The 21,821-nt window shown below is 69.9% G+C and carries 19 protein-coding genes; 5 read left to right on the top strand and 14 right to left on the bottom strand.

The window, feature by feature from the left end; genetic code table 11:
* Nucleotides 1-153: 153 nt before the first annotated feature.
* Nucleotides 154-903, top strand: coding sequence for a pyridoxal-phosphate dependent enzyme (locus OV427_RS04760; protein WP_267854922.1), 750 nt, complete (start codon nucleotides 154-156; stop codon nucleotides 901-903).
* 6 nt (nucleotides 904-909) lie between these two features.
* On the opposite strand, the gene OV427_RS04755 is transcribed toward OV427_RS04760, so the two are convergent.
* The 4 genes from OV427_RS04755 to OV427_RS04740 form a co-directional block, all read right to left on the bottom strand.
* On the bottom strand, nucleotides 910-1,680 hold the full coding sequence (locus OV427_RS04755; RefSeq protein WP_267854921.1) for a hypothetical protein: 771 nt from the start codon (nucleotides 1,678-1,680) through the stop codon (nucleotides 910-912).
* Between the two features lie 87 nt (nucleotides 1,681-1,767).
* Nucleotides 1,768-1,911, bottom strand: a complete 144-nt coding sequence (locus OV427_RS04750) for a hypothetical protein (RefSeq protein WP_267854920.1) — start codon at nucleotides 1,909-1,911, stop codon at nucleotides 1,768-1,770.
* A 163-nt stretch (nucleotides 1,912-2,074) separates the two neighbouring features.
* Complete coding sequence (locus OV427_RS04745) at nucleotides 2,075-3,511, bottom strand: C39 family peptidase (RefSeq protein ID WP_267854919.1); 1,437 nt, start codon at nucleotides 3,509-3,511, stop codon at nucleotides 2,075-2,077.
* Between the two features lie 229 nt (nucleotides 3,512-3,740).
* A complete protein-coding gene (locus OV427_RS04740) occupies nucleotides 3,741-5,306 on the bottom strand; it encodes a LysM peptidoglycan-binding domain-containing protein (protein ID WP_267854918.1) in 1,566 nt (521 codons plus the stop codon).
* A 173-nt stretch (nucleotides 5,307-5,479) separates the two neighbouring features.
* On the opposite strand from OV427_RS04740, the gene OV427_RS04735 reads away from it, so the two are divergent.
* On the top strand, nucleotides 5,480-6,475 hold the full coding sequence (locus OV427_RS04735; RefSeq protein WP_267854917.1) for a hypothetical protein: 996 nt from the start codon (nucleotides 5,480-5,482) through the stop codon (nucleotides 6,473-6,475).
* A 255-nt stretch (nucleotides 6,476-6,730) separates the two neighbouring features.
* On the opposite strand, the gene nadE is transcribed toward OV427_RS04735, so the two are convergent.
* The 9 genes from nadE to OV427_RS04690 all read right to left on the bottom strand — a co-directional run bounded on the left by nadE (nucleotide 6,731) and on the right by OV427_RS04690 (nucleotide 17,129).
* A complete protein-coding gene (gene nadE / locus OV427_RS04730; protein WP_267854916.1) occupies nucleotides 6,731-7,726 on the bottom strand; it encodes an NAD(+) synthase in 996 nt (331 codons plus the stop codon).
* Between the two features lie 23 nt (nucleotides 7,727-7,749).
* Nucleotides 7,750-9,327 carry a class I adenylate-forming enzyme family protein gene (locus tag OV427_RS04725; protein ID WP_267854915.1) on the bottom strand — a complete coding sequence of 526 codons (1,578 nt, stop codon included), beginning with the start codon at nucleotides 9,325-9,327 and terminating at the stop codon, nucleotides 7,750-7,752.
* Nucleotides 9,324-11,303 carry an asparagine synthase (glutamine-hydrolyzing) gene (gene asnB, locus OV427_RS04720; RefSeq protein ID WP_267854914.1) on the bottom strand — a complete coding sequence of 660 codons (1,980 nt, stop codon included), beginning with the start codon at nucleotides 11,301-11,303 and terminating at the stop codon, nucleotides 9,324-9,326. The genes OV427_RS04725 and asnB overlap by 4 nt, the downstream gene beginning before the upstream one ends.
* A gap of 14 nt (nucleotides 11,304-11,317) precedes the next feature.
* A complete protein-coding gene (locus tag OV427_RS04715) occupies nucleotides 11,318-11,572 on the bottom strand; it encodes an acyl carrier protein (protein WP_267854913.1) in 255 nt (84 codons plus the stop codon).
* A gap of 85 nt (nucleotides 11,573-11,657) precedes the next feature.
* Complete coding sequence (locus OV427_RS04710; RefSeq protein ID WP_267854912.1) at nucleotides 11,658-12,248, bottom strand: acyltransferase; 591 nt, start codon at nucleotides 12,246-12,248, stop codon at nucleotides 11,658-11,660.
* Complete coding sequence (locus OV427_RS04705) at nucleotides 12,245-12,790, bottom strand: acyltransferase (protein ID WP_267854911.1); 546 nt, start codon at nucleotides 12,788-12,790, stop codon at nucleotides 12,245-12,247. The genes OV427_RS04710 and OV427_RS04705 overlap by 4 nt, the downstream gene beginning before the upstream one ends.
* Nucleotide 12,791: 1 nt before the next feature.
* Nucleotides 12,792-13,649, bottom strand: a complete 858-nt coding sequence (locus OV427_RS04700) for a hypothetical protein (RefSeq protein WP_267854910.1) — start codon at nucleotides 13,647-13,649, stop codon at nucleotides 12,792-12,794.
* A 173-nt stretch (nucleotides 13,650-13,822) separates the two neighbouring features.
* Nucleotides 13,823-16,225: an ABC transporter permease gene (locus OV427_RS04695; protein WP_267854909.1), complete on the bottom strand. Its 2,403-nt coding sequence runs from the start codon at nucleotides 16,223-16,225 to the stop codon at nucleotides 13,823-13,825.
* A gap of 223 nt (nucleotides 16,226-16,448) precedes the next feature.
* On the bottom strand, nucleotides 16,449-17,129 hold the full coding sequence (locus OV427_RS04690) for a hypothetical protein (RefSeq protein WP_267854908.1): 681 nt from the start codon (nucleotides 17,127-17,129) through the stop codon (nucleotides 16,449-16,451).
* Between the two features lie 370 nt (nucleotides 17,130-17,499).
* On the opposite strand from OV427_RS04690, the gene hppD reads away from it, so the two are divergent.
* Genes hppD through OV427_RS04675 form a run of 3 tightly spaced genes read left to right on the top strand, consistent with a single transcriptional unit; the run spans nucleotide 17,500 to nucleotide 20,306 of the window.
* Nucleotides 17,500-18,573, top strand: a complete 1,074-nt coding sequence (gene hppD, locus OV427_RS04685; RefSeq protein ID WP_267854907.1) for a 4-hydroxyphenylpyruvate dioxygenase — start codon at nucleotides 17,500-17,502, stop codon at nucleotides 18,571-18,573.
* 32 nt (nucleotides 18,574-18,605) lie between these two features.
* Complete coding sequence (gene hmgA / locus OV427_RS04680; protein ID WP_267854906.1) at nucleotides 18,606-19,919, top strand: homogentisate 1,2-dioxygenase; 1,314 nt, start codon at nucleotides 18,606-18,608, stop codon at nucleotides 19,917-19,919.
* Between the two features lie 9 nt (nucleotides 19,920-19,928).
* Nucleotides 19,929-20,306 (top strand): Rieske (2Fe-2S) protein, encoded by a 378-nt coding sequence (locus OV427_RS04675; RefSeq protein WP_267854905.1) that lies wholly within the window; start codon nucleotides 19,929-19,931, stop codon nucleotides 20,304-20,306.
* A gap of 8 nt (nucleotides 20,307-20,314) precedes the next feature.
* On the opposite strand, the gene OV427_RS04670 is transcribed toward OV427_RS04675, so the two are convergent.
* Nucleotides 20,315-21,712 (bottom strand): MATE family efflux transporter, encoded by a 1,398-nt coding sequence (locus OV427_RS04670; RefSeq protein ID WP_267854904.1) that lies wholly within the window; start codon nucleotides 21,710-21,712, stop codon nucleotides 20,315-20,317.
* Between the last annotated feature and the right edge of the window lie 109 nt (nucleotides 21,713-21,821).

Here is a 21,821-nt window from a genome sequence, read left to right as displayed (position 1 = left end):
CCCCCGAGGCTTTTCGCGTGGGCCCGGAGGAGGAGGCGAGTGTCCTCGGAGGGCGGACGGGCGGGCTTCCGGTCCACGGGCCGACAGCGCGGTGCGGCGAGCCATGGCGCCGGGGCCGTACGAGGGAAAGCCTGGGGGCTGGAGGGTGCCCGCATGCGCGTCGTCTTTCCCCTGTCGCGTCCCTGGCCTGAAGGCCCCGTGGTGCTGTGGGGTGGAGCCCTTCCCGCTGGCAGCCTCAAGTACCTCACCTTCGCGCGCTACCTGGAGTCGTCACTCCCGGAGGGGGCGAGGGGGCTGGTGGAGCTGTCCGGCGCCGCCACCGCGCTGGCGCTGGACGCGCTGGGGCGGGAGCGGGGGCTGCCGGTGGTGGCGGTGACGGACGCGGCGGGGACGGGCTATCTGCGGACGAACGGCTTCGGCGGCGAGGTGCGCACCGTGCGCGGGCTCTCCGAGGCCTGGGAGCTGGCGAGGGGCTACGAGCGCGCCGGGTGGTGCTGGCCGCGGCAGCTCGCCAACGGGGAGTTGGTGGAGTGCGTGGCCTCGTGGGCCGTGCGGCTGCGCGAGGTGGTGCGCGACGTGTACCCCGCGGTGAGGAGCGTGGTGTGCGGCTTCGGCACGGGTGCCACGGTGGTGGGGCTGCACCGGACCTTCACGTCGGCGGGCTACGAGGTGGTGGGCGTGCAGCCCGCCCCGGGGCGCTCACTGCCCGGCTGGCGGCGCTGGGTGGAGCAGAGCCTGGGAGAGACGGACCTCTTCTACCCGTACCGGGAAGAGGTGGCGCTGGAGACGGCGCGGGCCCGGGACACGGATGGCCTGGGCGCGCTGCTGGCCTGGGCGCGCGAGGAGCCCAGGCCGGAGGAGGTGCTCATCATCTCCCACAACGCGCGGCCCCCGGGCGGCTGAGGCGGGCTACGGCTGCTCCCCACCGGCGCGCTCACCGCGAGGCCCACGCTGCTGGCGGCCGCCGTTCCCCCACTCCTCGCGGCGCAGCTCCTGGTACTTGGCCTGCTGCTCCTCGCTCAGCAGCGAGCTCATCTCCTGGTCGGTCTGCTGACGCTCTGCGCGCAGCTCCTGGCGGATGTCGCGCGGGTTCTTCGTGCCGGCCTGCACCTCGGCCATGAGCGCCTGGCGCTTCGAGTCCTCGGCCTGCATGCGGCGGGTGAGCGCCTGCTCCTGGTTGTAGTTGAGCTTCGCGTCGCTCACGAACTGGCGCAGGCGCTCCGCGCGCTGCGTCTGGGCCTGGACCTGCGCCTGGGCCCACTCCTGCTGGCGGACCTCGCGCTGCTCGTTGCGCATCTCCTCCTGCGCGGCGCGCACGGCGTCCTTCAGGTACGCGCGCCCGCCCTCGGAGTTGAGGGCCTCGCCGGCCACCATGCCGCGCACCTCGGCGCGCAGTTGCTCCAGTTCCGCCGTGAGCGCCGCGGGGGCCGCCACCACGCCGCCGTCCGCGGAGATGGCGGGCCGCTGCTCCAGCGTCATCAGCCGCCGGGACAGGCCGAGCGCCGTGTCCTCCAGCGCCCGCACGCGCCGCTCCAGGTCCTCCACGTCGGCGGCGGCCATGGCGGGGGGCGCGTCTTCATGGGACGGGGGAGGCGGCGCGGGCTCACCGCGTCCCATGAGGGAGACTGCGAGCGCCGCGGAGGCCAGGACGAGGGAAGCGATGCCGAGGAGCTTGTTCATGTCTTCTCCGACGGGGGGAGGGAGGCCCGTATTCCATACCCCGCTCGTGCGCCCGGTTCCACGCACCGTCCGGGTGGGCCGCCTGCCTCAGCGCCGCTCGGCGGGCTTCGTCGGGTCATCCATGTCGATGGGGCCCTGGCCCGGGCCGTACTTCATGGCGCAGTCATCACACATCCAGAACCGCACGATCATCCCGTTGTCTCCATTGGAGATGAACGTCGAGCCGGCCACGGCTCCGCTCTCGGTCCTCTTGCAGGAGATGCACGTGTGCGGCGACGGGCTCTGGGGCATCCGGGTCCTCGGGAAATGAAATGAAATGAAATGAAATGGACCGGCATCATGCGGATGCCGGTCCAGGAAAGACAAACCCTTCGCTGTCACCGCGGCCCGGCGCTCAGCCGATGGCCATCTGGTAGCCGCCGTTGGGGTTGGAGTTGAGGAAGTGCTTGAGCTGCTCCGGGGTGACGGTCTTCACGTTGGCGTCGGCCGGGTCGCGGACGATGAAGTTGCCCTTGTCGTCCATGCCCGCCACGGTGACGTAGTGGCCGGAGGTGCGGCCCTCGTTCTGGTGGGGCGGCATGGCGTGGTAGTCGCCGTTGGCCACCACCAGCTTGCCCTGCTTGAGCTGGTCGGCAATCCAGTCCACGTTGGCGCCGGGGCCCTTGGTGACGGCATTCTTCCCCATGGCCTTCGCCATCTTCGCGATGCCATTCACATCGGTGCCGTTGCCGCTGGTGCCGCCAATCTTGCCCAGGTGGTTGATGAGCTGGGCGTCCGTCATGTCCTTGCCGTAGCCAACGGCGCGCGCAATCTGCGCCATGGACGTGGGGCCGCAGTTGGCCGGTCCGTTCCAGTAGTTCCCGTCCTTGCCGGCCGGGTTGTACTGGCTGATCTGCGGCACCTTGCTCGCGTCCACCTTCCCGTTGTTCGTCACCGGGGCGGCGCCGTCAGTGGGGTTGATGTTGACGGGGTTGGGCTTGTTCGCGCCGGGTGCGAAGCTGCTCTGGTCCGAGCCCGCCACGCCCGGCAGCTTGATGCTGTCGCCGGCCATGATGAGGTTGGGGTTGGTGATCTTCGGGTTCAGCGCCTGGATCTGCTTGATGATGTCCCAGTGCGAGCCCTCCATGCCCTTCGCCTTCAGCTGCGAGGCGATGCCCCAGAGGGTGTCACCGCTCTTGATCTTGTAGTCGGAGTCGCCCACCGGCTGGCGCGAGCCCGGTGCGTCGGTGCCCGGCTTGCTGCCGGGGGTGTTGCCACCCGGCGTGGTGCCGGGGGTGTTGCCACCCGGCGCGGTGGTGTCGGGGACGTTGGCGGTGCCCGTCGGCGTCTTGCCGCCCGGGAACAGGGTGTTGATGTGGTTCTGGATCTTGCTCTGGTAGTCGTAGCCGCGCGCGTCGTTCATGTTGCCCGCGCCGCGGTGCCACTCGCGCGCGGCGGCCAGGCTGCTGCCGTGCTTCTTCGTCAGGTCGCCGATGGTCTTCGCGAGGAACTCCAGCTGCTTCTCGGGCGGAATCGTCTTCGCGTTGGCGCCGCGCCCCACCTGCATACCGGCCCACTTCTCGAAGGAGGGGAGCAGCCCGTTGTCATCGAGCCCGATGAGCCCGTGGCCGGTGCCGTCGCGGTGCACGCCGTGGTTCTTGAACGAGGACTCCTGCGCGACGATGCCCGCCAGCACCTTGGGGTCCGCGCCGTACTGCTTCGCGTACTTCTCGATGTACGGCCAGACCTGCTGGAGGCTGAGCTGCGCGTCCCGGCCCTGCGGAAGCCCCGACGTCTGCGCCGCCGTGGGCGAGTAGGTCTGCGGACGAGAGTCGATGCGGGGGGAGGTCATGGCGCGCTCCGGCTTTCAGGAGTGGGGTGACTGCTTACAGGGGGAATTGTCGTACCTCCGCCCGGAAAGTTGCCTGGCTGAGGTCTGTCTCCACCTGGCCGCCCGGCCGCTGAAATCACGCGCGCCCGAAACACAGAAGCCGCGCGCAGGCCCCGTCTTCACGGGTCGGCGCGCGGCTTCGTTTTCAGCGGCACCCCGGCGCGTGGCCGGGGGCCTTCAGGCGGTGGGACTAGGCGTTGCGGCGGACCATCGAGACCTCGTACTGACGGTCGGTGACGTAGCCGGTGGCCTTGCTGCCCTCGCGGTACATCTTCCCGTTGTCATCCACGTAGAAGCGGTTGTTCGCGTTGGTGTCGGCGCCCTTGGCCGTCTGCTTCGTCCCCGGGTCGTGGAAGGTGTAGTAGGTGCGGCCCTTGTCGTCGACGCCGCGGCCGGTGATGACCACGAAGTGGTCCGTGAGCCCGTCCGCGTTGTAGCTGGCGTCCTTGTGGCTGACGCCGACCACCACGGGCTTGCCCGCGTCGAGCTGCGAGTCGATGTACTTGCGGCCCTCGGCGGCCTTCTTCGGGTCCACCGTCACCTGGCCCTTGGAGTTCTCGCTCGTGGCCACCTGGATGCGCTTGTCCGGGCCCGTCACGGTGGCGCCGGCCGCCTTGGCCATGGCCACCGCCGCGTTGAAGCACGCGGTGTCGTTCGGGGTGTAGCCGTGGCCACCCTCGAACTGGCTGTAGTAGGGGACCTTGACCTTCGTCGCCTCCTTCGAGCCCGGCTTCTCGACAGGCGCCGAGTCGGTGGGCTTCGTCGCGGGCTTGGTCTCCGGCTTCGTCGCGGGCTTGGTCTCCGGCTTCGTCGCGGGCTTGGTCTCCGGCTTCGTCGTCGGGCCCGCGGCCTGCTCCTTCTTGAGCTGGGCCAGGGCGTCCTTCGACTCATTCACGAAGCGGTTGGCGACGCTCTCCTGCACCTTCGCGGAGTTCTTGCGGAAGTGGACCAGCTCGCCCTTGTCGTTCTTCCGGCCGCGCTCGGCGTAGACCGCCTTGATGATCTCCTCATCGCTCATCTTCGCCGGGTCCTTGCCCTTGAGCGCGGCCTTGAAGATGTCGTCGGAGTTGTTGCGGTGCTGGACGGAGGTGGACCAGGCCACGTCCTGCAGCGCCTTCGAGCGCGTGGTGACGTCCAGGCCGGTGGCCTTCTTGATGTCGGCGACGGCGGGGTCGTAGTGCGTGCGCTTGATGGCGTCGTGCTGGGCCTGGAAGAAGCGCTCCGGCTCCTTCTTCGCCAGGTCCTTCCACGCCTTGGTGAACTCGGCGCTGCCGGGCGTCTTGCCGGACAGGGCCTTGTAGTAGTCGGGGTAGGTGTTCTTCAGCCCGTCCACGAACTCCTTGGCGGAGCCCGTCTTGGTGGCGAACTGGTAGGAGCCGTAGGACACGCCACCCGCGTCACCCGTGCCGGTGGAGACGGTGCCGGGGCCGGTCGCCTCGTACTTGCGGCTCAGGCTGCCCAGGTCCGCCGGGGTCTCGCCCTTGGTGGTCTGCGCGGGCTTCGTGTTCGTCTCGACGGGCTTCGTGGCCGGCTTGGTGGGCTGATAGTTGTCCACCTTCGGCTGCGTCTTGCCCTTCGTGTCGGTCGGCTTCGCGTCGAAGCCGTCGGTGACCTTCAGGACCTGACCCGCGCTGATGCGGTCCGGGTTCTTGATGTTGTTGGCCTTGGCCAACGCATCGACGGTGGTGTTGTAGCGCTTGGCGATGGCCGACAGCGTGTCGCCTGACCGCACCTTGTAGTTGCTGACGCTCGTCATGGTCCGCTCCCCGCACGAGGGCTTGCGGCCCCCGGCTCACTCGACACGCAGTCGAGGATTTCCCTCTATTATCTAGGAGTTCCGTCGTTTGTTGCTTGGGCGGAAGTTTTCGGAATCCGATAAAGCAGGTTTCCGTAACTCTTCGGATTCATTGATCCATGGAGGTTGCGACGATGACCAGGCAGGTGGCGCTGGGCCTGACGATGGTGGCGTGGGCGGCGGTGGCCGCGGCCCAGCCGGCGGGGGATGTCACGGGCGTGTATCGCAAGGACGGCGGGGAGCTCGCCGTGCTGCAGGGCGACAAGGAGACCCTGCTCCACTACAGCGCCGGCTTCCCGCAGGGGCAGAGCGTCGGGACGTGTGAGTGCCCGCTGATGCTCCAGCGGAAGGAGTCCGCGTCTCGCTGGGCGCTGAAGAGTACGGATGCCGCCGACACGTGGACGCTGCGGCTGGAGTCCGGCGATCTGGTGATCGAGGGCGGAAGCCCCGGTTGCTGCGGCGCGGGCTGGCCCGGAAAGGACACCTTCTCGCGCAAGGCGATGACGGCCCTGACGGGCTGCAAGGTGAAGGCGCCGCGCGCGTACTTCCACGACTCGGACGAGCAGAACACGCAGCGCAAGGCCTTCGTGGTGACGGGGGACGCGGTGCAGGTCTACGTGCCAGACCTGGAGCCGGACCTGGTGCCCGCGCGCTTCGTGGGGCCGAAGAGCGCCACGGTGGGCCTGCTGCGTCGCGATCAGCTCGACTGCAAGGCGCAGGGCGGTGCCGCGTCGGCGGCTTCGGGTGCGGTGGACGTGAAGCCCCTCGCCGGCCGCTGGGTGCAGGTGCAGCGCAAGGGCAAGGGGTACGTCATCGAGCGGCCCTGCTCGGCGGGCACCCCTGCCTTCACCCTCGAGGCCGGCGGCGCCATGAAGGCCGAGTACGGCCAGGAGGACGAGCAGTTGAAGGTGACGGGCTCGAAGCCCGGCGCGGCGGGCGCGTACACGCTGGAGGTGACGCACCCCGGCGGCTCGCGTGAGGCGCTGGCGTGGACGGTGGTGGACGCGAAGAAGGGCGTCGTCCGCCTCAAGGGGGGCACGGGCTTCTTCCGCGACGGCACGCTCTTCGTCCGCGAGGACAAGAAGGGCAGCATCCCCGTGCGCGCCGAGAAGTGCGACGAGTACGAATAGCGCCGCGCTTCATCCTGGATCCGCTCGAGGCGAAGGACGGTGGCGGCCTGCGGGTCCGTGGAGGCGTACGTCGTCCTGTCGAACGGCGGGTGGAAATGACAACGGCGGCCACCGCTTCAGCAAGCGATGTGCCGCCGTCAACACCAGGGTCACCCGCCCGGAGCATCCCACGTCCCGTGGTGTCCTCCCGTGCGTCGACACGCGGGAGGTGGAGGCGACGCGTCGGACCTGGCCACCCGACGCGTCGGAGGACGCTCAGCCAATCTTGAACGCGTCCAGCTCCGGCACCTTCTCCAGCAGCAGCGGGGCGGAGTGGAGGTACGCGGTGGAGCGGCGCTTCTGGTCGATGTCGTCGTAGACGCGCTGCACCTGCGTGGGCGTCAGGCCCATCACCTGCGCGGCCTCGTCCGTGGACACGCCGTGGTTCTTGGCCCACATCAGCAGGTCGAGCTGCGAGTAGTGCACGGAGAAGTAGAAGTCCTCCTGCGACTGCGGAAGGCTGAACGTGTCCGTGGTGGGCTCGCCACTGGTGATTTCGTCGATGACGCCCAGGTGCTTCGCCAGCTTGTACACCTGCGTCTTGTAGAGGCCCGCAATCGGCTTCACGTCCGCCGCGCCGTCACCGAGCTTCACGAAGAAGCCCTGGTCGTACTCCAGGCGGTTCGGCGTGCCGGACACCGCGAAGTTCAGGCGGTCCGCGTGGAAGTAGTCCATCATCTTCCGGGTGCGCTGCTTGAAGTTCGTCGCGGCGACAATCTGCGTGTACGCCTGCGGCGAGAGGCGGAAGCGGCGCTCCTCGCCGTTCACCTGCACCACCACGTGGAAGAAGTTCACCGCGTCCGTGTTCAGCCGGTCGCCGTTCATCACAATCTTCCACTTCATGTCCGGGGTGAACTCGGGGAACACCGAGCGCACCGCCTCGTCGCGCTGCCGGTAGCAGCCCGCCGCCTCGAGAATCGGGGCGATGTCATGAAGCTGGTACTTGATGCCCAGCTTCTCGCAGAGCTTGCGGCCCAGCTGCGAGCTCCACCCGCTGGAGTCCTTCTCCGGCAGGAGGATGCCGAAGACGCGCTCCGGCCCCAGCGCGCGCACGGCCAGCGCGGCCACGCAGGCGGAGTCGATGCCACCGGAGATGGCGACCACCAGCCCGCGCTTCTTCAGCCTCTTCAGCACCGCCTCGCGCAGCCCCTCGGACAGCTCGGCCGCCTTGGCCTCCCAGTCCAGCTCCAGCACCTGCTTCGAGAACTTCATCGTGTCCACCCCTCAGGAATTTCTTACGAAGAACCGACTGACGAATAACGCGTGCGCAGCTCCGCTTTGAGCACCTTGCCCGCGGGCCCGCGCGGGAGCGCCTCCGAGAACACCACGTGCTTCGGCACCTTGTGCACCGGCAGCGACTCACGGCAGAAGCGCCGCAAATCGTCCTCCTTCACCTCGGCGCCCGCGTGCACCACCACCACCGCGCAGGCCGCTTCGCCGCCCAGCGCGTCCGGTACACCCACCACCGCTACTTCTCGCACCGCCGGGTGGCTCGCCAGGTGGTGCTCGATTTCCGCCGGGCTCACCCGGTGGCCGTTCACCTTGAGGATTTCCTTCGCGCGGCCGACGAGGAAGAAGAAGCCGTCCGCGTCGCGCCAGGCCAGGTCGCCCGTCCACAACCAGCCGTCCTTCAGCACGGTGGCCGTCTCCTCGGGCGCGCCCAGGTAGCCCGGCGTGACGTTGGCGCCCTTCGCCACCAGGTGGCCCGTCTCTCCCACGGGCAGCGGCGTGCCGTCCTCCGCCACCACGCGCAACTCCACGCCGGGAATGCCCAGGCCGATGGAGCCCGCCTTCTCCTTCGCGAGCTTCGGCGGCAGGTAGCTCAGCCGCGCGGTGGCCTCCGTCTGGCCGTACATGACGAACAGTTCCGCCGGGTGGAACGCCTCGCGCGTCCACTGAATCGTGTCCGGCGCCATGCCTCCGCCCGCCTGGGTGAGGTAGCGCAGCTTCAGCTTCGACAGCGTCTCCGGGCCGGCCTGACGCTTGAGCAGCTCGAAGGTGAGCGGCACGCCCGCGAAGCCGGTGCTGCCCTCGGCGGCCATGGCCTCCAGTACCACCTGCGGGTACATGAAGCGCGGGTCCAGGAACACCGAGCCGCCCGCGAGCAGGTGCGTCTGCAGCACGCTCTTCCCGTAGCAGTAGTGCAGCGGGAGGATGAGGTGCGCCCGGTCCGTCGGCGACAGGCCCAGGTACTCGACGATGGAGCGCGTGTTGGCGGCGATGTTGCCGAACGTCTGGATGACGCCGCGGGGCGTGCCCGTGCTGCCGGACGTGTAGACGATGGCCGCGTGCCCGTCGGACGGCGCGGAGGGCAGCGTCTCCAGCGGAGCGGCCTTCGCCTCCGCGTCCAGCGCGCCGTCCTCCTGAATCCACGTGCACACGGCCGGCGCCAGCACCTGGAGCATTCGCTCCGGCGGACGCGAGGAGTGCACCACGTAGAAGTGGCCCAGGGTGGTCCTGCCCGTCCACTTGCGCGCGTCCTGCCCGAAGACGAAGGCGTGCCGCGCGCCCGTCTGCGCGAGGATGGCATCCAGCGATGCGGCGCCGGACTCGCGGTCCAGTTCCACCGCGCACGCGCCCAGCGCCTGCACCGCGAGGCCCGCCACCACCGCCGCCGAGCCCAGCGGCAGGGCGATGAGCACCTTGTCCCCCGGGCCCACCCCCGCCGCGCGCAGGTGGCCGGCCAGCGCCAGCATCCGCTCCGCGAGCTGCCGGTAGGTGAGCCGCACCCACGGCGAGTCCACCGCGGACGCATCCGGCGTGCGCCCGGCGTGGCCCATCACCCACGCGGGAGAGGAGTCCGTCGCGCTCATGCGGCCTCCAGCACCACCGCGTCCACGTCCGCCGCGGGCGGCGGCTTCGGTTGGAGGAAGTGGTGGGCCAGCAGTTGGGTGGACGCGATGGCGAACAGCGCCATGGTGTCCGCCTCGCTCTCCGCGGCGTTGGGCGCGCGCAGCTTGGCCACGAGTCGCTCCGCCTTCTTCGCGTCGAAGACACCCACCTTCGCCACTGCCTCGGGCGCGAGCAGCTCGCGAGCCCAGGCCGGCGCGTCGGGGCCCACCAGCGCTCCGGCGATGGGCGCGCGGTAGGGGAACTTGCTGCGCTCCAGGATGGAGGCGGGCACCTTGCCCCGGGCGAAGCGCTTGAGAATGTGCTTCTCGTCCAGCCCCTTGAGGCGCAGCCGCTCCGGCACGCGAGCGGCGAACTCCATCACCGCCGTGTCCAGGAAGGGGAAGCGTCCCTCCACCGCGTTGCCCAGCAGCATGCGGTCGCCCTGCGCGGACAGGAGGTACCCGGACAGCAGCGTCTTCGCCTCCAGGTACTGCGCGCGCGCCAGCGGTCGCCAGCGGGCCACGTGCTCTGGCACCGACTGCAGCACCGACGCCACCGGGTCCTCGTCCGCCACGCGCGCGGCGAACTCCGGCGCGAGGAAGCGCGTAATCCGGCCGCTGTTGGACCAGCGCACCAGGTGCGAGAAGCCCAGGCTCCCCGGGTCCTCCAGTCCCATGCCGAAGAACTCGCGCAAGAGCTCCACGTTCTGCTGGCTCACGGAGAGCGTGGGGTAGAGCTTCCGCAAGAGCAGCGGGCGGTACTTCGACGCCGGCTGGCGCGCCCAGAACTGGCGGACCTTCGTCTCCTTGAAGAGGTCGTAGCCGAGGAACATCTCGTCCGAGCCCTCACCGGTGAGGACCACCCGGATGCCGTTCTCCCGCACCCACTCGCTCAGGCGCAGGAAGGGCGCGGGCGCGGAGCGCATCATCGCCTGCTCGGCGTGGAAGATGACGCCGGGCACCAGCGTGCCGATGTCCCCGTCCTTCATCTCCACCACGCGGTGCTGCGTGCGCAGTTCGTCCGCCACGGTGGACTGGTGCTGGCGCTCGTCGAAGCGCGCGTGCGCGAAGCCCACCGAGAACGTCCGCAGCGTGCCGCCCAGTTGCCCCTGCGCCAGCGCGCACAGGAGGCTGGAGTCCAACCCGCCCGACAGGTACGCCGCCACTGGCACGTCCGCGCGCAGCCGCAGCCGCACCGCGCGCTCCAGCACCGCGCCCAATTCCTCCAGCAGCTTCGGCTCGTCCGCGGCCTCCGGCGTGACGCCGAAGTCCAAATCCCAGTACCGGAAGACCTCCAGCTTCCCGTCCCGGAAGCGGGCCGAGTGCGCGGGAGGCAGGAGGCTGACGCCTTCGAACGAGGTGCGCGGTGCGACAGGCGACCAGAGTGCGAAGGTCTGCTTGAGGCCCCGCGCGTCCAGCGTCGGCGTCACCAGCCCGCCCGCGAAGAGCACCTTGGCCTCGGAGCCGAACGCCAGGTGCCCGCCCGGAAGCTGCGCGTAGTACAGCGGGCAGATGCCCACGCGGTCTCTCGAGAGCCAGAGCGTCTTGTCGCGCGGGTCCCAGAGGGCGAAGGCCCACTGGCCCTCGAAGCGGCGCACGCAGTCGATGCCCCACGTGAGGAACGCGGCGAGGATGACCTCCGTGTCCGAGCGCGTGCGGAACGCGTAGTGCGCGGAGAGCTGCTCGCGCAGCTCCACGTAGTTGAAGATTTCACCGTTGAAGACGACGGTGAGTCCCGTGCGGGCGTCCCGCATGGGTTGGTGGCCGCCCTCCAGGTCGACAATGGAGAGCCGCGTGTGGCCCAGGCCCACGCCGTCCAGCATCAGGGCCCGCTGTGCGTCGGGGCCGCGGTGCTTGATGCTGGCGGTCATCCTGCGCAGTCGCTCGGCGGACTCCTGCCGCGCGGCTGCTCCGGCGCCCCCGCCCGCCGGAAAGGTGAAACCCGCGATGCCACACATGGTGGTGCTCTCTCTCAGCCCACCTGCGGCAGGCGCTGCTGCTGCTTCTTCTCCACGAAGGCCACCACGCGCGTCAGCGAGTCCAGGTTCTCCGGCACCAGCTCGCGGTCCTCCAGCTTGAGGCCGAAGTCCTGCTCGAGGAACGCCACCAGCTCCATCATGCCGGTGGAGTCGATGAGGCCCTTGCGGAGGAAGGAGTCGTCGTCGGCGAACTCGTCCACGAAGAAGGTGTCGACGATGAAGCTGCGGATGCGCTCACGAGTGCTCATGGTGTTTCAGTCCTGTCTGGAATGACGTGTGGATGGAAGTGGCCGGGGCTGGAGCATCCGCCCCGGGGTGAAGAAGGAAGGGCGCTCAGCTGCCCGACTCGCGGGCGACCAGCTCCAGGCTCATGTTGCGGGCGGGGTTGCCCATGGCGAGCGAGTCCGGTGGCACGTCCTGCGTGACGATGCTGCCGGCGGACACCACCGAGCGCGCCCCCACGCGCACCCCCGGCATGATGATGGCGCCATGGGCCACCCAGACGTCGTCTTCGATGACGATGGGCGCGGTGCGGTGCCCGTCGCGGTCCCCCACGCGGACGAACGAGGCGAACATGCACCGCTCGCCCAGGGTGACGGACTCCCACGCCTCCAGCGAGACGCCGTAGTTGAACTGCGTGTCCGAGCCGATGGAGAGCCGCGCGCCCGGGTGGCACACCAGCGAGCTGGGCATCATGCCGCCCACGAAGGTGAGCCTGTCTCCCAGCTGAATCGTGCCCTCGTTCTGCACCGTCATGGGACCGTACGCGGCCACGTTGCGGCCCACCGACTGCACCGAGCGGAACAGCCAGCGCGCGCGCGCCAGGGCCACCGCGCGCACGGCGCGGGGCTCCACGGTGTCGCGCAGCCCCTGGAGGTGATTCATCCACGTGGACAGCGGAAGGGTGGAGAGTCTCGGGTTCATCCGGCCACCTCGCGGCGCAGCACCCGGGCCGGCGAGCCCCCCACCGTCACGCGGGGAGGGATGCGGCGGGAAATCACGGTGCCGGGTGCCACGGTGGCGCCCTGCTGCACGTGCGAGCCCGGAAGGAGGATGGCGCGGCTGCCCACCGTCACCCCGTCCTCGATGACGAGCGGGACGGAAGGGGGGCGCTCGTGCCGGTTGCCCCGGAGCGGGTGGTGCTGGTTGTCCATCACCTTGCAGAAGGCGCCCAGCCTCGCGCCCGCGCCCACGGTGATGGACTGGAGCGCCTCCAGCGAGGCGCCTCCTTCGATGGCGACGTCGTCACCCAGGACGATGCTGCCACCCTGCATCGCGTGCAGCTCGATGGGAGCCATCCGCCCATCCAGCACCACGCGGTGGCCCAGGCGGACCTCGCCGGAGCCGTGAATCCACACGCGGCCGAGCACCGTGGGGGTGTCCCCCACCGCCTGGCAGCGTCGGAGCTTCAGGCGCGAGAGGAGCGTTCCCAGCTCGCGCGACAGGGGAACGGGGAGCAGGCTCATGTCACGGTGTGGCGTGTGAGGGAATGGGAGGCTGCACGGCCGGTGCCGGCAGGGCGGACAGGAAGGCGAGGAACTCCTTCGCCATGCGGGCCTGGCCCGCGGCGTTGAGGTGGCCGCCGTCATCCGAGTACGCGGGCACCATGGCAGGCCACGTCTGCCCGTTCAGCTCGTACGTCTCCGGCGTCCCTTCGGCGGAGGTGGACTCGAGCGCCGCCAGGTCGAACAGCGGCTCCTTGCCGCCGTACGTCTTGCGCAGCAGCTGGTTGAAGTTCTCCCGCTGCACGTTCTCGGAGATGCCCCACACCGGCTTGCCGAGCAGCTCCTTCAGCCACGCCTTGGCGCCACGCTGCACGGTGGTCAGCGGAACGGTGACATGCACGAAGGTGGTTCCCGGGTGGCGCGCCTTCAGGCCTTCCATGGTGGCGCGGTACTTCTCGAAGAGGGCGCGGGTGTCCGTGGTGCCGTTGAAGTCGATGTAGCAGAACTTGAAGAAGGCCACGTCCGCCCCCTTCGCGAGGCCCGCATCCATCAGACGCGCGAAGTCCGCAATCTTGGATTCGGGCTTCGTGTTTTCGCCCACCATGGCGTGGGCGATGGTGCCGGGGGCCACCGGCTGGCCGGGGTCCTTCAGCTCCACCACGCGCGGGGCGGAGGCCACCTGCTTGACGCCGTCCAGGATGTTGCCGCCCACGGACTGGTGCCCGAAGAAGATGCGCCGCTGGGACAGCGTCTCCAGCGACCCGCCCGACGAAGAGGCCGGGGGCGTCGCGGCGCTCGCCACGCCGTGCAGGGCCATGAGCATGATGGCCGGAAGCACCAGCGCGCTCATTCGCACAAGAAAGGTCCAGTCGAAGTGCATGCGGACTCTTAAACCCGACGCTTGGCAAGCGTCAAAGGGCCAACGGTCCAGGATGCGCCTTCGATTTTCTTGGGCCCCGGAATGACTGAGGTGGGTTGGACCCGCCCCGCCTGGCCGGCCAGAAAGCAAGCGGACCTGCCCGAGGGATTGACACGGCCCGCGTGGGCGCGGCGCTACTCCGCGCGCAGGGAGACGGCTGGTGACACGCGGCTGGCGCGGAGCGCGGGCAGCCAGCTGGCCAGCAGGGACACCCCGGCCAGCACTCCGGCCACGCCCACGAAGATGGTGGGCTCGCTGGCGTCCACGCCGTACAGCAGCGAGGCCAGCAGCCGTGTGCAGCCGAAGGCGGCCAGCAGCCCCACGCCCACGCCCACCAGCGTCAGCCGCAGGCCCTGGCCCAGCACCAGCCGCAGCACCTGGCGCGGGTGCGCGCCCAGCGCCAGGCGGATACCCAGCTCACGCGTGCGCTGGCCCACGGTGTAGGCCATGACGCCGTAGACGCCCACGCCGGCCAGCACCACCGCGAGCAGGGCGAAGGCGGCCAGCAGCCGCGCCGTTGCCGTGGGGCGCAGGAGCTGCCGGTCCACCCGCTCCGCGAAGGGCGCCAGGTCGTAGACGGGCTGCTCCGAGTCCACCGCCTTCACCTCCTGGCGCACGGCCGTCACCAGCGGGGCCTCCGCGCCCCGGCCGCGCAACAGCAGCGTCACGGAGGGAATGGGCATCTGCGCCAGGGGCAGGTACACCTCCGGCCGGGCGGGGAGGGTGAGCCGGTCCGCCCGCACGTCCGCCACCACGCCGACGACGTCGCGGAACGCCGAGTCCCCGTTCCAGTCCAGCCTCACCCGCCGGCCCAGGGCCTCCCCCGTGCCGAGGTAGGCCCGGACGAAGGCCTCGTTGACGATGGCGACGGGCCCGCCCTTGTCCCCGTCCTGCGGGCCGAACGCCCGGCCCTGCCGGACGGCGATGCGCATGGTGCGGAAGTAGTCCGGGCTGGCCACCCGGAACTCGGCGAGGAACCGCTCACCGGGCTGCGGCGCGCCGCCCTCGAGGATGAAGTCCCCGTTGGTGTTGCTGGTGCCCAGGGGGGCGTCGTTGATCATCCCCGCGGCCTCCACTCCGGGGAGCGCCGCCATGCGGCCCAGCAGCTCGTCGTAGAAGGCGGCCTTGCGCGGGCCGTCCGCGTACTTCGCGGCGGGCAACGACAGCCGCGCGGACAACAGCCCGTCCAGGTCGAAGCCCAGGTCCACCGCCTGCACGTTCTGCAGCGTGCGCACCATGAGGCCGGTGCCCACCAGCAGCACCAGCGCCAGCGCCAGCTGCACCATGACGAGCGCGTTGCGCAGCGGGTGGTGTGCGCGCGCCCCCGCGGCGCTGCCGGACTGCTTCAGGAGCGGCAGCACGTCCATGCCGGAGGTGTGCAGCGCGGGCGCCAGCCCGAAGAGCAGCCCCGCGCCCACCGACAGTGCCACGCTGAAGGCCAGGGCCGGGCCGCTGAGCTCCACCGGCGTCACCCGCAGCATGTTGACGGGCAGCAGGGCGCGCACCAGCTCCAGGCCCCACAGCACCATCAGGAGCCCCATCGCTCCGCCGAAGAGCGCCAGCAGCACGCTCTCCGCCAGTGCCTGCTGCATGCGCCGGCCCCGGCTGGCTCCCAGCGCCGCGCGGATGGCGCCGTCGCGCTGCCGCGCCAGCGCCCGTACCAACATCAGGTTGGCCACGTTGGCGCAGGCGATGAGCAGCACGAAGGCCACCGCCCCCCACAGCGTCCACAGCATGGGGCGCATGTTGCCGGTGAGCTCCTCCTGCCAGGTGAGCAGCGTCACCCCGTGCGGCCCCTCGCCGGCGTCCGCGGAGTCGATGAGCGTGGCCACCCGCGCCAGGTCCGAGCGCGCCGCCTCCAGCGAGGTGCCCGGGGCCAGCCGGCCCAGCACGGACAGGGAGTGGTGGCCCTCCCTCTGCGCGTCCAGCCAGAGGGGCAGCCAGACCTCCGCCTCGTTGGGGAACTCCGGGAAGGTGAAGTCCTCCGGGAGCACGCCCGCCACGGTGTAGCTCCGCCCGTCCAGTACCACCGTCTGGCCCACCCCGGGCGTGCCCGCGAGCGCCCGCTTCCAGAAGCCGTGGCTCACCACCACCACGGAAGCCGGCTGCCCGGCCTGCGCGTCCTCGTCGGTGAAGTCGCGGCCCTGCGCGGGCCGCACTCCCAGCGTGGAGAAGAAGTTGGACGTCACCAGTCCCGCGCGGACGCGCTCCGGCGACTCCACCCCGGTGCGGTTGATGTCCCTCAGCCCGAAGCCCGCGAGCTTCGCGAAGCCCTTGCCGTGCTCCCGCCAGCCGAGCAGCTCCGGGTCCGACACCGAGGCCTGGTCCAGGTTCCCCGTCTGCTTGCACCAGACGCGCACCAGCTCCCCGGCCTCCGGGAAGGGCAGCGGCCGCAGCAGCATGGCGTGGATGGCGCTGAAGAGGACGGTGTTCGCCCCGATGGCCAGCGCGAGGGTGATGCCGGCCGCCAGCGTGAAGCCGGGGGTGCGCATGAGGGTGCGCAGCGCGTAGCGGAAGTCCTGTCGGAGGGAATCCATGCCCATGTCCCAGAGCGAAGGACATGCCAGCGCCGCGACACAAGGCAACCCCCCGGCTTTGCGAGGGAGGCACACCCGTGCGGCCCGGGCGGGCTGCACGGATGCGGGAAGTCGCGTCCCGGAAACGGACAGGTGCACCGGGGGACGGGCCGGGGCCGCGGCCTCGTCACCCCCGGGCGGCGGGCCCGCCGGCGTGTTCCGGGGCTCGCGCCTTCTCAGGGAGTCAGTTCACGTTCCAGCGCGCGGCAATCTCCTCGCACGCCAGCTTCACGTCGTTCATCCGGCGCTGCTGGGCGCGGGGGGCGAAGTGCAGCCGGCCGGCGAACACGTCGAAGACGCCCACGAGGCGCGAGTCCACCGGGCCGCGCTGCTCCAGCCGCTGCTCGGCGTAGCGCTGGAGCACGGTGGCGATGTACTGCCCGGCGCGCTCGTCCAGCGGCGTGTGCTTGGAGAAGTAGAGCTTCAGCACGCCCGAGCGCATCTGCCCCTGCGCGTCCACGCTGCGCAGCAGCACCTCCGGCCGCACGTTGACGGCGACGCCCGCCAGCTCCAGCGGCGGCAGGTCCACGTCCGCGGGGCTGGCGATGGCGTGCGAGGCGAGCCCGTCCACGGAGACGAGGCAGCGCTGCAGGGCCTCGGCGCACAGCGCGAGGCGGTGCGCGTCGAAGTCCGACTCCGGCGCGGCGTTCAGCAGCCGACGCTGGTGGTAGCGCAGGATGACCTCGTCGCGGCCCTCGCAGAGGAACTCGACGATGGCCTGCGAGGCGGCGGGATAACGCAGGTACTGCGGGTCCACCGGGTGCTTCTGGCCGTGGATGATGCGCTTGCGCAGCGAAGGCGTCGCGGTGAGGTACTGACCGAGCTTGTTGACGGAGACGCGCGGGTTCTCACGAGTGGCAGTCATGGCGACCTTCCTTTTCGGCTTCGTTGTTGATGGATGCAGACTACCGGAGGGGTCTGACATTCCCTCGGCCGCCCGGAAGCAGGGCGGGGTGGCCCGACTTCCCCCCTGAGGGGTAGGAACCGGGCCCCTCTCCACCCCACCCGGACTCCCTCCAGGCCCCTCTTCAGAGGGCGCCGCGTGGCGTCACGAAGGCCCGCTTTCATGGCGCACCGCACTGTGTGGAGGACTGACAGTCTCTGCCTGTGCTTTGTACTTTTCGCTGAGCAGGTCGATCCCTACCTTTCGCCGCGAAGAAGCCTCCCTCAGCTGGGGGCTTCCCGGGACCTGGCGCGGCGTGCCCGCGCCCAACGCGATTCGCGGAGGCGGTGCAATGGTGGACACGGCTGAGAACCCTCTTGGGCTGAATGGCTTCGAGTTCGTGGAGTTCACGAGCCCCGCACCCGAGGTGATGGTGGGCCTGCTGGAGCGGTTGGGCTTCACCGCGTACTCCAAGCACCCGACCCGGGACCTGATCCGCTTCAAGCAGGGTGACATCAGCCTGCTCGTCAACCGCGAGGCCACCGGCCAGGCCGCGGAGTTCCGCCAGGCCCACGGCCCGTCCGCCAGCGGCATGGCCTTCCGCGTGGCCAACGCGCGCACGGCGTACGAGATGGCCCTGGAGCGCGGCGCGAAGGCGGCCGACCCGGCCCGTGGCGCGCTGGGTGACGGCTCCTATGTTCTGGAGGGCATCGGCGGCAGCCTGCTGTACCTCGTCGACCGCTACGGCGCGAAGGGCTCCATCTATGACGCCTGGACGAAGTTCCCCGGCGCGGACGCGGCCGAGGCGAAGAACAGCGTCGGCCTGGAGTCGCTGGACCACCTGACGCACAACGTGCGCCGGGGCCAGATGCGCACCTGGTCCACCTTCTACAACCGCATCTTCGGCTTCACCGAGCAGAAGTACTTCGACATCAAGGGTCAGGCGACGGGCCTGTTCAGCCAGGCGATGATTGCCCCGGACAAGGCCATCCGCATCCCCCTCAACGAGAGCCAGGACGACAAGTCCCAGATTGAGGAGTTCATCCGCCAGTACAACGGCGAGGGCATCCAGCACCTGGCCCTGACGACGCGCGACATCTACGGCACCGTGGAGCGCCTGCGTCAGCGCGGCGTGTCCCTGCAGGACACCATCGACACCTACTACGACCTCGTCGACAAGCGCGTCCCCAACCACGGCGAGGACCTGGAGCGGATGCGCAAGAACCGCATCCTCATCGACGGCAACGAGCAGGAAGGGCTGCTGCTGCAGATCTTCACCGAGAATCTCTTCGGGCCCATCTTCTTCGAAATCATCCAGCGCAAGGGCAACGAGGGGTTCGGTAACGGGAACTTCCAGGCGCTCTTCGAGTCCATCGAGCTCGACCAGATCCGCCGCGGCGTCATCAAGGTCGACACGGCCCGCTAGGCGGCATACACGGCCCCAGGAAGGAGATACCGGTGACCACCGAAACCCAACCCGGGGCCAACCCGCGCACGTACCTCTCCGGCTTCGGAAACGAGTTCGCGACCGAGGCCGTCCCGGGCGCGCTCCCCGAGGGGCAGAACTCGCCGCAGCGGGCGCCGTACGGGCTGTATGCCGAGCAGTTGTCGGGCTCGGCCTTCACCGCGCCGCGCCGGGAGAACCGGCGCTCGTGGCTCTACCGCATCCGCCCGAGCGCCAACCACCCCGCGTACCAGCCCCATCCGCAGGGACTCTTGCGCAGCGGCCCCTTCGACGAGGTGCCCGTCACGCCCAACCGGCTGCGCTGGAATCCCCGGCCGGAGCCCGGTGGGAAGGTGGACTTCGTCGACGGGCTCGTCACCTACGGCGGCAACGGCGACCCGGCCACGGGCGCGGGCATCAGCATCCACCTGTACTCCGCCAATACGTCCATGGTGGACCGCGTGTTCTACGACGCGGACGGCGAGCTGCTCCTCGTACCTCAGGAAGGGCGGCTGCGGCTCGTCACGGAAATGGGCGTGCTGGACCTGGCGCCGGGCGACGTGGGTGTGGTGCCTCGCGGCGTGCGCTTCCGCGCCGAGCTGCCGGACGGGCCGGCCTCCGGCTACGTCTGTGAGAACCACGGCGCGTTCTTCCGCCTGCCCGATTTGGGCCCCATCGGCGCCAACGGTCTGGCCAATCCGCGCGACTTCCTGACGCCCGTCGCGGCCTACGAGGACGTGGACCGGCCGACGCTGGTGGTGCAGAAGTTCATGGGCCGGCTGTGGGCCTCCCAGTTCGACCACTCACCACTGGACGTGGTGGCGTGGCACGGCAACCTCGCGCCGTACAAGTACGACCTGGCGCGCTTCAACACCGTCAACACGGTGAGCTTCGACCATCCGGACCCGTCCATCTTCACGGTCCTCACGTCACCGAGCGAAATCCCGGGCACGGCCAACTGCGACTTCGTCATCTTCCCGCCGCGGTGGATGGTGGCCGAGCACACCTTCCGGCCGCCCTGGTTCCACCGCAACGTGATGAGCGAGTTCATGGGGCTGGTGCAGGGCGTCTACGACGCCAAGGCCGGTGGCTTCGCTCCGGGCGGCGCGTCGCTGCACAACTGCATGAGCGGGCACGGGCCGGACCAGGCGAGCTACGAGGGCGCCATCAACGCCGACCTGAAGCCGCACAAAATCAAGGACACGCTGGCCTTCATGTTCGAGTCGCGCTGGGTCATCCGCCCCACGCGCTTCGCGATGGAGACGCCGACGCTGCAGTCCGACTACGACCACTGCTGGTCGGGCTTCCAGAAGGCGAAGCTGCCCTGAGGCGCATCCGTGAGTGAGGCACGCCCACCGCCGCGGGAGCGGCTCACGGCGACTCCGCCGGACGTGAAGCTCCTCCCGCTGGCGGCGCTCCAGGACCCGGGCGCGCGCAACCTCGTCTTGCAGATTGGCGACGCGTACTTCCACGGCTTCCTGGTGCGCACCGGTGACGAGGTCCACGGCTACGTGGACCGGTGTCCCCATGCCGGGCTGCCGCTGGCGCAGAAGCTGGACCAGTACCTCACGCCCGACAAGCAGCTCATCGTCTGCGCCTGGCACGGCGCGCTGTTCCAGCCCGGGGACGGGCGCTGCGTCGGCGGCCCGTGCGCGGGAGCGCGGCTGACGCCCTGGCCGGTGAAGGTCGAGGGCGGCTTCGTCATCACCACCTGAGCGCCGGCTCAGGCGCCGACGGCCAGCGTGGTGGGCTCGGGGCTCGTTGCCGGCTCCACGAGCGACTGCTTCTCCCAGGCCCGGCTCCTCCAGCGCAGCCACATGGTGATGCCGCGCACCCACTCGTCCGCCGCGACGGCGAGCCACACCCCGGACAGGCCCAACCCCAGCTTGAAGACGAGGAACCAGCCCAGGGGCAGGCTCATGCAGGCCATGGACAGAAAGCCCATGTAGACGGTGAAGGTGGCGTCGCCCGCGGCGCGCAGCGCGTTGATGAGCACGAGGTTGAAGGCGCGGCCGGTCTCCAGCAGCAGCCCGATGACGATGACCTGGGACGTGACTCGGAGGATGTCGCCGTTGTCGGTGAAGAGGCGGATGAGCGGCACGCGCACGAGGATGACGGCCACGTCCACCACCAGGGTGATGCCGAGCGCCCACCTCAGGCCGTTCAGCGCCTGGCGGTACGCGTCCTCCGTGCGGTGGGCGCCCACGAGCCGTCCGACGAGGATGGACGTGCCCAGGCCGATGGCCAGGCTGCACAGGAAGACATACTGCGAGATGGAGTGCGCGTACTGCCGCGACGCCAGGGCCACGGGGCCGAGGAACGTCACGTAGTACAGGAACACCGTCTGGCAGGCCTGATACGTGAGTTGCTCCACCGCGGAGGGGACGCCCACCTTGAGAATCTTGCGGACGTACTCCCTGGAGAGCGTCACGTAGTCACGGAGCACCATCCGCACGGGGATGACCCGGTAGAGCATCCACACGAAGACGCCGAGCGCGACGGCGCGGCTCACCACGGTGGAGACGGCCGCACCGGCCACGCCCAGCGCCGGCAGTCCGAAGTGGCCGAAGATGAGCGCGAAGTTGCCGCCCACGTGCAGCACATTCATCCCCAGCGAGACGAGCATCGACTGCTTCGTGAAGCCGTACGTCCGGATGAGGCTGGAGAAGACGTTGATGAGCGCCTGGAGGAACAGGAACCCGCCCACGATGTGCAGGTACGTCGTCGCATGGGCCAGCACCTGGCCGTGCAGATTCATCCCGCCGAGGATGCGGTCTCCGAACAGCAGCAGGCCCGAACTCACCGCGACGCCGAGCCCCAGGTTCAGGGAGATGGCGAGCGCGGAGATGCGCGAGGCCTCCTGCGTCCTGCCCGCCCCGAGGTACTGGGACACGACGATGGCCGCGCCGTTCCCGATGACCTCCATGATGAGGATGCAGATGAAGACGTACTGATTGACGACGCCCACCGCGGAGACCGCGTCATCGGACACACCGCTGAGCATCAGCGTGTCCGCCGTGCCCATCAGCATGAAGAGCAGCAGCTCCAGGAGGATGGGCCAGGTGAGGCGGAACAGGCCCAGGTGCGGCGAAGCAGGTGACGACGCGACTGCGACTTCCATCGGGATGGGTCGACTCCGTCGGGCATGTGCCCGGCACCCGTCGCATCTCGCATGATTGCCGCGCCGCGTCGAGTGACATTGGATGACACCTTCCGGTGCCTGCCTGCTC

Origin of the sequence: Pyxidicoccus sp. MSG2 (assembly GCF_026626705.1) — a bacterium.
Lineage (GTDB): Bacteria > Myxococcota > Myxococcia > Myxococcales > Myxococcaceae > Myxococcus.
This window is presented reverse-complemented; position numbering and strand designations above follow the sequence as displayed.